This window comes from Hansschlegelia sp., assembly GCF_035538955.1.
Classification (GTDB): Bacteria; Pseudomonadota; Alphaproteobacteria; order Rhizobiales; family Methylopilaceae; genus Methylopila.
This window is the reverse complement of record NZ_DATLJK010000009.1, coordinates 143,787-155,474: the sequence shown is the minus strand read 5'-3', so window position 1 is coordinate 155,474 and position 11,688 is coordinate 143,787. Positions and strand designations below refer to the sequence as shown.

The 11,688-nt window shown below is 68.8% G+C and carries 6 protein-coding genes; all 6 read left to right on the top strand.

Annotated elements, in window-relative coordinates; translation table 11 throughout:
• Positions 1–39 precede the first annotated feature (39 nt).
• Positions 40–2,166 carry a glycogen debranching protein GlgX gene (gene glgX, locus VM780_RS05250; protein WP_325445844.1) on the top strand — a complete coding sequence of 709 codons (2,127 nt, stop codon included), beginning with the start codon at positions 40–42 and terminating at the stop codon, positions 2,164–2,166.
• 4 nt (positions 2,167–2,170) lie between these two features.
• The gene (gene treZ, locus VM780_RS05245) at positions 2,171–3,925 is read left to right on the top strand and encodes a malto-oligosyltrehalose trehalohydrolase (protein WP_325445842.1); all 1,755 of its coding nucleotides are present in this window, start codon (positions 2,171–2,173) and stop codon (positions 3,923–3,925) included.
• Complete coding sequence (gene malQ, locus VM780_RS05240; RefSeq protein ID WP_325445840.1) at positions 3,922–6,009, top strand: 4-alpha-glucanotransferase; 2,088 nt, start codon at positions 3,922–3,924, stop codon at positions 6,007–6,009. Before treZ ends, malQ begins: the two co-directional genes overlap by 4 nt.
• Positions 6,006–8,648, top strand: coding sequence for a malto-oligosyltrehalose synthase (gene treY, locus VM780_RS05235; protein WP_325445838.1), 2,643 nt, complete (start codon positions 6,006–6,008; stop codon positions 8,646–8,648). Before malQ ends, treY begins: the two co-directional genes overlap by 4 nt.
• Before the next feature lie 118 nt (positions 8,649–8,766).
• Entirely contained in the window at positions 8,767–8,997 is a 231-nt protein-coding gene (locus VM780_RS05230) for a hypothetical protein (protein ID WP_325445836.1), read from the top strand.
• Positions 8,998–9,176: 179 nt separating this feature from the next.
• Positions 9,177–11,687 (top strand): glycogen/starch/alpha-glucan phosphorylase, encoded by a 2,511-nt coding sequence (locus tag VM780_RS05225; protein ID WP_325445834.1) that lies wholly within the window; start codon positions 9,177–9,179, stop codon positions 11,685–11,687.
• Position 11,688: the final 1 nt, after the last annotated feature.

Below are 11,688 nucleotides of genomic sequence, written 5' to 3'. Positions count from 1 at the left end.
TAGAGGCCTGACAGGCGGCGATGTTTTGGGGACCGCGGTTTGAGCCCCGTGCTTGAGCCGGGCTCGCCCTATCCGCTCGGGGCGACTTGGGACGGGCTCGGCGTAAATTTCGCGGTGTTTTCCGCGAACGCCGAGCAGATCGACCTTTGCCTGTTCGACCCGTCGGGCCGGCGGGAAATCGCCCGCATGCCGCTGCCGGAGAAGACCGACGAGGTGTTCCACGGCTACCTGCCGGACGCCCGCGCGGGGCTGCTCTACGGCTTCCGCGCGTACGGCCCCTATGAGCCGCTCGAGGGGCATCGCTTCAACCCGCACAAGCTGCTGCTCGACCCTTACGCCAAGCAGATCGCCGGCGAGGTGCGCTGGGCGGACGCGCTCTACGGCTACCGGCTGCACAGCCCGCGGGCCGACCTCACCTTCGACCGGCGGGATAGCGCCCCCGCCATGCCCAAGGCGGTGGTGACGGACGACGCATTCAACTGGGGCGACGACCGGCCGCCCAACGTCCCCTGGAGCGACACCGTCATCTACGAGGCGCATGTCCGCGGCCTCACGATGTTGCGCCAGGACATTCGGGCGCATGAGCGCGGCACCTTCGCGGCGCTGGCGAGCCCGCCGATGATCGAGCACTACAAGCGGCTCGGCGTCACGGCGATCGAACTCCTGCCGATCCACGCCTTCGTGCAGGACCGCGTCCTGGTCGAGAAGGGGCTCAGGAACTACTGGGGCTACAACACCCTCGGCTTCTTCGCGCCAGAGGCCCGCTACCTCTCGGACGGCTCGCTGAACGAGCTCAAGGTGGCGGTTCGCCGGCTGCACGCCGCCGGGCTCGAGGTCATCCTCGACGTCGTCTACAACCACACCGCCGAGGGCAGCGAGCTCGGCCCCACCCTCTCGTTCCGCGGGCTCGACAACGCCAGCTACTACCGGCTGATCGCGGGCGAGCCGCGCTACTGCGTAAACGACACCGGCACCGGCAACACCGTGAACCTTTCGCACCCCCGGGTGCTTCAGGTCGTCATGGACAGCTTGCGGTATTGGGTTGAGGCCTACCACGTCGACGGGTTCCGCTTCGATCTCGGCGTGACCCTCGGCCGCGAGGCGCATGGCTTCGACCCGGGCTCCGGCTTCTTCGACGCGCTCCGCCAGGATCCGACGCTCGCCCGCGTGAAGCTGATCTCCGAGCCCTGGGACATCGGCCCCGGCGGCTACCAGCTCGGCCATCACCCGCCGGGCTTTGCGGAATGGAACGACAGGTTCCGCGACAGCGTCCGCCGCTTCTGGCGCGGCGACAGCGGCCAGCGGCCGGAACTCGCCGCGCGCCTCGCCGGCTCGAGCGACCTGTTTGACCGCCGCTCCCGCAAGCCGTGGGCCTCGATCAACTACGTGGCCTCGCATGACGGCTACACGCTGGCGGACACGACCGCCTACGTCGAGCGGCACAACCACGCCAATGGCGAGGAAAATCGCGACGGGCATCACGAGAATTATTCGGCGAACTGGGGCGTCGAAGGCCCGACCTTCGATCCCGCCATCCGGGAGATCAGGGGCCGTGTCGCGCGGGCAATGCTGGCGACTGCGATCTTCGCCAACGGCACGCCGATGCTGCTCGCCGGCGACGAGTTAGACCGCACCCAGCGCGGCAACAACAACGCCTACGCGCAGGACAACGAGACCTCATGGATCGACTGGACCCTGGCCGATGAGGATGAGGGGGCGGCGCTCGCCGCTTTCGTGGCCCGGCTGATCGCCCTCAGGAAGGCGCAGCCGGTTTTACGCTCCAAGAATTTCCTGCACGGCCGGGAGGAGCCGGCGCCCGGCGTGCTCGACATCGCCTGGTTCGACGAGGACGGCGCGCCGATCAGCGCGGAGGCTTGGAACGACCCGGCGGAGCGGACGTTGACGCTCCGCCGAGCCGAGCGCCGCGAGGACGGCTCGACCCCCATTCTCACCCTGATGCTCAACCCAACCGAACAGGACCGCGCCTTCCGGCTGCCGTCCCCAGGCCTGCCCACCTTTCTCCTGATCGACAGCTCCCAGCCGGATGCGCCCGAGCGCCTCATCGATCGCGATGTGGTCCAGGTCGCCGCGAAAAGCGCCGTGCTGGGCCTCTCCCTCGTCCCCTCGCCTGAGCCGGGCACCGCTTCCGGCCAATCCGGAGCGTAGCTCTTTGTCCTCCGCGTATGAACGCCGCCTGCCCTTCGGCGCGGCCTTTTCAGATGGCCGCGTGACGTTCCGGTTCTGGGCGCCGGCGCATCCGGAGGTCCGGCTCGAGATCCGCGACCGCGACCCGATCCTGATGGAGCGCAAAGACGGCGGCTGGTTCAGCAAGACGCTCGAGGTCCCGGCCGGCGCGCGCTACCGGTTCCATCTGCCGGACGGGCTGACAGTTCCGGACCCCGCCTCGCGGTTCCAGGACGGCGACGTGCATGGCTGGAGCGTGGTGGTCGATCCCAAGGCCTATTCCTGGCGGTCGGGGGACTGGCGCGGCCGGCCCTGGAAGGAGGCCGTCGTCTATGAACTTCATGTCGGCTGCTTCGGCGGCTTTACGGGCGTCGCCGAGGCGCTGCCCCTGCTTGCGGAGCTCGGCGTCACCGCAATCGAGCTGATGCCGATCGCGGATTTCCCCGGAACGCGGAACTGGGGCTATGACGGCGTGCTGCCCTATGCGCCGGACGCCGCATACGGGACGCCGGACGAGCTCAAGGCGCTGGTCGACCGGGCCCACGAGCTGGGCCTGATGATGATCCTGGACGTGGTCTACAACCACTTCGGCCCGGATGGGAATTACATCGGGGCCTATGCCCCGCCTGTGTTTCGGGACGACCTCCAGACGCCTTGGGGCGGCGCGATCGACTTCCGGCTCCCGGAGGTGCGCAGCTACTTCACCGAGAACATGCTGTACTGGCTGGAGGAGTACCGCTTCGACGGCCTGCGGATGGACGCGGTGCACGCGATCTCCGAGCAGGAGTGGATCGATGAAGCCGCCCATGCGGTGCGCGCGTCCGTCGGGGACGGCCGCCACGTCCATCTGATCCTGGAGAACGAGTTCAACGAGCAGAGCCACCTCGCCGGAGAGGTGGACGCTCAGTGGAATGACGACTTCCACCACGTCTTCCACGTTCTGCTGACCGGCGAGCGCGAGGGCTATTACGAGGACTTCGCTGAGGACACCGCGGGCAAGCTCGCCCGCACGCTGCAGGAAGGCTTCGTCTATCAGGGCGATCCATCGCCGCATCAGGAGGGCAAGCCGCGGGGCACGCCGAGCGCGCATCTGCCGCCGACCGCCTTCGTCAGCTTCCTGCAGAACCACGACCAGATCGGCAACCGCGCCTTCGGCGACCGCCTGACGAAGCTCGCCCCGCCACAAGGCGTGGAGGCCGCGACCGCGGTGCTGCTGCTCTGCCCGCACATCCCGATGATCTTCATGGGCGAGGAAGTCGCCAGCGAGACGCCCTTTCTGTTCTTCACCGACCATCATGGCGAGTTGGCCGACGCCGTGCGGGAGGGCCGTCGGAAGGAGTTCGCGAAGTTCGCCGCCTTTGCGGGCGCCGAAGTGCCCGACCCGAACGCGATATCCACGTTCGAGGCGTCGATCCCCGAGCCGCACCCCCAGCTCGCCGAGGCGCGCACCGCGCTGTTCCGGCGCCTGCTGGGTCTGCGGGCCGCCGAGATCACGCCCCGCCTGCCCGGCTTTTCCGCGGCCGGCGCCGATGTGGTCGGCGCGAAGGCGGTGGTCGCGCGTTGGAGGGCGCAGGATGGCGCCCTGCTCACCATTGCGGTGAACCTGTCCGACGGCCCCGTCGCCGTCACGCCCCTGGCGGGGCCGGTTCTGTTCGAGACATCGGCCGGCGCCGCGGAGGCCGCCGGATCCGGAAGCCTCCCCGGCTATACGACCGTGGCGTTGCTGGAGCGGGCGGCTTGAGCAAGGACGATCTCGTTCGCAAGGTTGCGACCCGCGTCGGCTTTTCGGTCGACTGGACCGATCAGAGCGGGGAGCAGCAGACCGTCTCCCCCGAAACGCTGCGCCGCCTGCTCGAAGCGATGGACCTGCCGTGCGGCTCCGACGCCGAGGCTGAGGATTCGCTCGCGCGGCTCGACGAGATCGACGCCGCGCCGGAGCCGCTCGTCACTGCGCCGCTGGGGAGGCCGTTCGCCCTTAAGGCGACGCCGAACGCGGCGGCGCGTTTCGTGCGCGAGGATGGCGCAGCGTTCGACGTCACCCTGGGTCAGGCCGAGGATGGCCGCGCGCTGATGCGACCGGTCCTGGAGCCCGGCTATCATCGGCTCGAGGTCGGAGACCAGACGATCACGATCGCAGTGGCCCCGGCGCACGGCCTGAGCATTCTCGACGCCGGCCACGGCCGGCGGATGTGGGGCGTCGCCGCGCAGGTCTACGGGCTGCCGCGGCGGGGCGATGGCGGCATCGGCGACATGGGCGGCGTCGCCGAGCTCGCCGACGCGCTGGGACGCGCCGGCGCGGACGCGCTGGCGCTGAGCCCGCTGCACGCCGGCTTCAGCGCTGACCCGCACCACTTCGGGCCCTACTCGCCCTCGAGTCGCCTGTTCCTGAACCCGCTCAACGCCGATCCGGAATTCCTGTTCGGCGAGGACCGCGTGGCAGAGGCCGTCGCGGCTTCGGGCGCCGCCGAGACCCGCCGTGCGGCTGAAGCCGCGACGCTGATCGACTGGCCGACGGCCGCCGCTGCAAAGCTCGCAACGCTGAGAACCCTGTTCGAAAGCTTCACCGCGGTCGAGCGGGCGCGGGAGCCCGGCGGACGGCTCGCCATCGACTTCGCGGCCTTTCGCAAGGAGGGCGGCGAACTGCTGGAGCAGCATGCCCGCTTCGAAGCGCTGCATGCGGAGCGCTTCGGCGCCGACAGTTCTCAGTGGGACTGGCGCTCCTGGCCGGAGCCGCTGCGCAACCCGGACAGCGCCGAGGTCGCGGAATTCGCCGGCCGGAATGCGTCCGAGGTCGACTTCCACATCTTCCTGCAGTGGATCGCCGACAGGTCGCTCGCGGCCGCCCAAAAGGCTGCGCGCGACGCCGGGATGGCGATCGGGCTGATCTCGGACCTCGCCGTCGGCATGGACGCCGGCGGCAGCCATGCCTGGAGCCGGCACAAGGACGTGCTGGTCGGGCTCTCCGTCGGCTCCCCGCCGGATCTGTTCAACCCGAACGGCCAGTCCTGGGGGCTCGCGACCTTCTCGCCGCTCGCGCTGCGGGCGACCGGCTTCGCGCCCTTCCTGGCGACGCTGCGCGCCTGCATGCGGCACGCCGGCGGCGTGCGCATCGACCACGTCATGGGCCTCACCCGTCTCTGGATGGTCCCGGACGGCGCCCGCGCCACCGAAGGCGCCTATCTCGGGCTGCCGCTCGACGACATGCTCAGGCTGATCGCGCTCGAGTCCCATCGCAACGACGCGGTGGTCGTGGGCGAGGATCTCGGCACGGTTCCCGAAGGCTTCCGGGAGCGGCTGGGCGAGGCCGGCATCGCCGGCATGCGCGTGCTGCAGTTCGAGCGCGACGAGCGCCGCTTCTTCGGCCCGGACGCCTATCCCGCCGAAGCGCTCGCGATGACCACCACGCACGATCTGCCGACCATGGCCGGCTGGTGGTCCGGCGCCGACATCGAGCTCAAGGCCTCGATCGCAAGCGACCAGTTCGGCGACAATCAAGCGCAGGACAGGGCCCAGCGGGCGGCGGACCGGCCGCTGCTGTGGAGCGCCTTCCGCGAGGCGGGCGCGGCCGCGGGCGAACCGCCCTCCTCCGAGCAGACCGCGCCGGTCGTGGACGCCGCGGTGAAGTTCCTGAGCGAGACGCCGTCGCGCCTGGTCCTGCTCCCGCTTGAGGACGCGCTCGGCCAGACCGAACAGCCAAACCTGCCGGGCACGCTCGACGAACATCCCAACTGGCGCCGCCGCCTTCCCGCGCCGGCCCCCCAGCTGCTGGCGGAGCCGGAACCGGCTGCCCGGCTTTCAACCCTCGACAGGAGACGCCCCTCGTGACGCAAGCGCCGGCGCCGATCTACCCCCCTCGCGCCACTATGCGCATGCAGTTCCACAAGGATTTTCCGTTCTCGGCGGCGATCCCGCTCGTCCCCTATCTGCGCCGCCTCGGGATCAGCCACCTCTATTCTTCGCCGATCCTCACCGCCCGCGCGGGCTCCATGCATGGCTACGACGTGGTCGACCCGACCACCGTCAATCCGGAGCTTGGCGGCGAGGACGGCTTCCGCGCCCTGGTCGCCGCGCTCCGCGCCGAGGGGCTCGGGATGATCGTCGACATCGTCCCGAACCACATGGCGGTCGGACGCGACGACAACGCCTGGTGGCTCGACGTGCTGGCCTATGGGCGGGGGAGCCGCTTCGGGCACTTCTTCGACATCGACTGGGAGCCCGCCGACCCCGCGCTGCACGGCAAGATCCTGCTGCCGACCCTCGGCATGTCCTATGGCGAGGCGCTGCGGTCCGGCGAGCTCAAGATCACCCGCGAGGGCAAGCGCGGCGGCCTGACGCTGCGTTACGCCGACCATCTGTTCCCGCTGCGGCCGCAAGACCGGCTGGAGATCGAAGCCCATGGCCTCGAGGCCTATGACGGGACGACGCCCGAAGGCGAGGCCCTGCTGCACGCGCTGCTCGAGAAGCAGAACTTCCGCCTCGCCTCCTGGACGGTCGCCGGCGACGAGATCAACTGGCGGCGCTTCTTCGACGTCAACGAGCTCGCCGGGCTCAGGATTTCCGATCCCGCGGTGTTCGAGGCCACCCACGAGCTGCTGCTGCGGCTCTATGCCGAGGGGCTGATCGACGGCTTCCGGGTCGACCACATCGACGGCCTCGCCGACCCGAAGCTTTATGCGCGCAACCTGCGCGAACATCTCGAGGAGGTGCAGCACGAACGGCCGGGAGCGCTCGCCGACCAGCCGGCCTATCTGGTGGTGGAGAAGATTCTCGGACCTGGCGAGCGGCTTCCCGCCGACTGGAAGGTCGACGGCGCCAGCGGCTACGACTTCATGGACGACGTCAGCGCCCTGCTGCACGCCCCCGAAGCCGAGGAGAAGCTCGGGGCCTTCTGGGCCGAGATCAGTGGCCGCGCGGCCGACTTCCACGCCGAAGAGGAGATCGCCAGGCGCGAGATCCTCGACCGCTCCTTCTCCGCGCAGCTCGACCAGGCGACGAACGCGCTGCACGCGGTCGCCCGGCTGGACTACCGCACCCGCGACACGTCGCGCGCCGCCATCCGCCGCGCGCTGACGGAGCTGCTCGTACATTTCCCCGCATACCGGACCTACGCCTCCGCCCAGACCGGCCGGACCGAGAGCGACAAGACGCTGTTCGGCCATGCGCTCGAAAAGGCGCGGCAGACGATCCTGCCTGCCGACGCGCCTGTTCTGGACCTGCTGGACAAGTGGCTCGGCGGCGAGATCGGGCCGGCGGACCAGCTCTATCTGCGCGACCGCGCGATCCAGCGCTTCCAGCAGCTTTCGGCGCCGGTCGCCGCAAAGGCGGTGGAGGACACCGCCTTTTACCGCTACGGGCGCCTGCTCTCGCGCACCGATGTCGGCTTCGACGTCGCGACCTTCTCGATCAGCGTCGAGACCTTCCACGACAAGATGCTTGCGCGGGCCAAGACCTTCCCGCGCGCCATGCTGACCACGGCGACGCATGACCACAAGCGCGGCGAAGACGTCCGGGCGCGGCTCGCGGTGCTGAGCGAAATGCCTGACGCGTGGGCTGAAGCCGTCCGGAGCTGGCGCGCGGCCTCCGAGCCGCTGCGGACCGACGCGGCTCCCTCGCCCGGCGACGAGGCGATCATGTACCAGACCCTGGTGGGCGCCTGGCCGCACGATCTCGCGCCGGACGATCTCGGGGGCTGCAAGGCCTTCGCGGAACGGCTCGTGGCCTGGCAGGAGAAGGCCATGCGCGAGGCCAAGCTCGCGACCGACTGGAGCGCGCAGAACGAAGCCTATGAGGCGGCCGCCCGAGACCTGCTGACGCGCATCCTGACCGAGCCGGGGCTTCCGATGCGGTCGGAAATCGCCGCATTCGCCGACCGGATCGGGCCGGCGGGCGCGGCCAACGGCCTGCTTCAGATCCTGCTGAAGCTCACGGTTCCGGGCGTTCCCGACACCTATCAGGGAACCGAGTTCTGGGACCTCAGCCTAGTCGATCCGGACAACCGTCGACCAGTCGACTATGCGGCGCGGCAGGCCTCCCTCAGCAAGGGCGAAACCGTGCTGGACGCGGCCGAACACTGGCGCGACGGGGCGGTGAAGCAGGCGCTGATCGCGACGGTCCTGAAAGAGCGAAGCCGTCGCGACGCCCTGTTTGCGGACGGAAGCTACGTGCCGCTTGAGGTCGAGGGACCGCAGGCGGAGGACGTGGTGGCGTTCGCCCGAATGCTGGGCGACGAAGCGGTGTGTGTGGTGGGGCTGCGCAACGTGTACGAGAAACAGGCTTTGTTCCCGACCCTCGCAGCGAAACCCGATGTGTTGCGTGAATGTCACATCAGCCTTCCTTCGGAACTCGTCGGGAGGGCCGCCACGGAGCTGTTTTCCGGCCGGACAGTAGAGCTCAACTCCAAGATGTCCTTGGAAAAAATCCTCACCTTGCCGGTCGCGCTGCTGAGCCTCTCCGGTCCGGCATGAGACATTCTGCGTATGTCAATTCACGCGGCCGAAGAGCAAGCATCTAGGAAGCCGGCAACACTGTGTGAGTCGCAGGGTCAGAGCTCCCCCTCACGCCACGGCTACCGATGGTGCAGCCATGGATACGCTGAAACTTCCGCTCTCTCGTCACGACGCCGAACTGCTGGGCCAGGCTCTGGACGTCTATGCGACGACGCTGATGTGCGCCCCGCTCGGCCTCGGCCTTGAGATGCTCGGAGCGGTTCGCACCCTCCGGGGCAGGCTTGAAGCCGCGGCCGGCCAGGAAGACGCCATCCGCGAGGCCACCGACGACCCGGAAGGCAACGTATTGCTCTTCGCCCGCGCCTGACTGGATTCCCCTGTCGGCCTGAAGCCTCCCCGCCAGCGACCATCCTGGCCGGCCTGCTGCGCCTCGGGCGCGCGTCATCTTCGCCAGAGGCCGGCTCGGGAGGTCGCCATGGCGATCCTCACGTGATTGACTGAGCCCGCGGCGTCGGTGCGGACGCCGGCGAAGACGGAGACAGCGCGATGAACGACACACCCACCGCCCCCGCGGCGGACGTGGCGCGCCGCCCTGTGCGCAAGGTGGCTTCAGAGGCGGACGGCGCTACCGATGTCGCGAAGCTGCGGCAGGAGATACTGGCCGAGCTGACCTATTCGGTCGGCCGCTCGCCCGAAACCGCCAGCACGCGCGACTGGTTCGTCGCCACGGCGCTTGCGGTGCGCGACCGGATCGTCGACCGCTGGGTGCTGGAGCACGCGCCCGACCACGCGCGGCCGCGCAAGCGCGTCTACTATCTCTCGCTCGAATTTCTCATCGGCCGGCTGCTGTTCGACGCCCTCCACAATCTCGGCCTGACCGAAGCCGCCCGCGAAGCGCTCGCCGGCCTCGGCGTCGAACTCGACCGCGTGCGCGAGGCCGAGCCGGACGCGGCCCTCGGCAATGGCGGCCTCGGACGGCTTGCGGCCTGTTTCATGGATTCGATGGCCTCGGTCGGCGTACCCGCCTTCGGCTACGGCATCCGCTACGACCACGGCCTGTTCCGCCAGGGCATGCGCGACGGCTGGCAGCAGGAATACCCGGAGGACTGGCTCTCCTTCGGCAACCCCTGGGAATTCGCCCACCCTGAGATCGACTATGCGATCGGCTTCGGCGGCTATGTCGAGCAGATCACTTCCGGCGGTCAGCCGAAGCAGATCTGGCGTCCGGCCGAGAAGGTCGACGCCGTGGCGTTCGACACGCCGGTGGTCGGCTGGCGCGGGCGGCACGTCAACACGCTGCGCCTGTGGTCCGCGCGCGCTCCCGACCCGCTGAGCCTCGCCGCCTTCAACCGCGGCGACTATGTCGGCGCGCTCGCGGATCGGGTGCGGGTCGAGTCGATCTCCAAGGTCCTCTATCCGAGCGACGAGACTCCCGCCGGCCAGGAGCTGCGGCTGCGGCAGGAATATTTCTTCGCCTCCGCCTCGCTTCAGGATCTCGTCCGCCGGCACATGGAGGAACATGGCGACCTGCGGTCGCTGCCGGATCACGTCGCCATTCAGTTGAACGACACGCATCCGGCGATCGCGATCCCGGAACTGATGCGCATCCTGGTCGACCTGCACGAGGTGCCGTGGGCCGAAGCCTGGATGATCACGGTCGGCACGTTCTCCTACACCAACCACACGCTGCTTCCCGAGGCGCTGGAGAGCTGGCCGCTGCCGCTGATCGAGCGCCTGCTGCCGCGGCACATGCAGATCATCTACATGATCAACGCTCTCGAGCTCGAGAGCGCGCGCGGCAAGCGGCCGGGCGACGACGCGCTGCTGTCCTCCGTCTCTCTGATCGACGAGAATGGCGGCCGTCGCGTGCGGATGGGCGTGCTCGCCTTCATTGGCTCCCACAAGGTCAACGGAGTCTCGGCGCTGCACACCGACCTGATGAAGCAGACCGTGTTCCGCAATCTGCACGCGCTGCATCCCGACCGGATCGTCAACAAGACCAACGGGATCACCTTCCGGCGCTGGCTGGCGCAGGCCAATCCGCGACTGACCAAGATCCTGATCGACGCCGTGGGCGCGGAACTGCTCGACGACCCGAGCCGTCTCGAGCGGCTTCTGCCGATGGCCGACGACGCCGGGCTGCACGCTGCGCTGCTCGAGGCGCGGCGCGTGAACAAGGTCGCCCTCGCCAAGATCATCGCTGACCGGAACGACGTCTGGGTCGATCCGGACGCGCTGTTCGACGTTCAGATCAAGCGCATCCACGAATACAAGCGCCAGCTTCTGAACATCCTGGAGACGGTGGCGATCTACAACGCCATCCGGGCGCAGCCGATGCGCTCCTGGATGCCCCGCGTGAAGATCTTCGGCGGTAAAGCGGCAGCGAGCTACCACCAGGCAAAGCTGATCATCAAGCTCGCGAACGACGTGGCCCGCATCGTCAATGCCGACCCGACGGTGCGCGGCCTGCTGAAGGTGGCGTTCCTGCCGAACTACAATGTCAGCCTCGCCGAAGCGATCATCCCGGCGGCGGACCTTTCGGAGCAGATCTCCACCGCCGGAACGGAGGCGTCCGGCACGGGCAACATGAAGCTCGCGCTAAACGGCGCGCTCACCATCGGCACGCTCGACGGCGCTAATGTCGAGATCCTCGAGCGCGTCGGCGATGAGAACATCTTCATCTTCGGCCTCACGGCCCAGGAAGTTCAGGCCCGCAAGCAGCGCGGCTTCGACGCCCGCGCCGCCGTGGACGCCTCGCCGATGCTCCGCGAAGTGCTCGACTCGATCCGCAACGGCGTGTTCTCGCCTGACGACCCGAGCCGCTATCGCGGCCTGGTCGACGGCCTGCTCGACAACGACGTGTTCCTCGTGACGGCCGATTTCGACGCCTATTTCGCGGCCCAGCGTCGCGTATACAGGCTGTGGCGCGACCGGCCGGCATGGATGGCGGCGAGCGTCAGGAACACCGCACAGGTGGGCTGGTTCTCATCCGACCGGACCATACTTGAATACGCCAAGGAGATCTGGAACGTGCAGCCCTCGAGCGAACTCGCCTGAG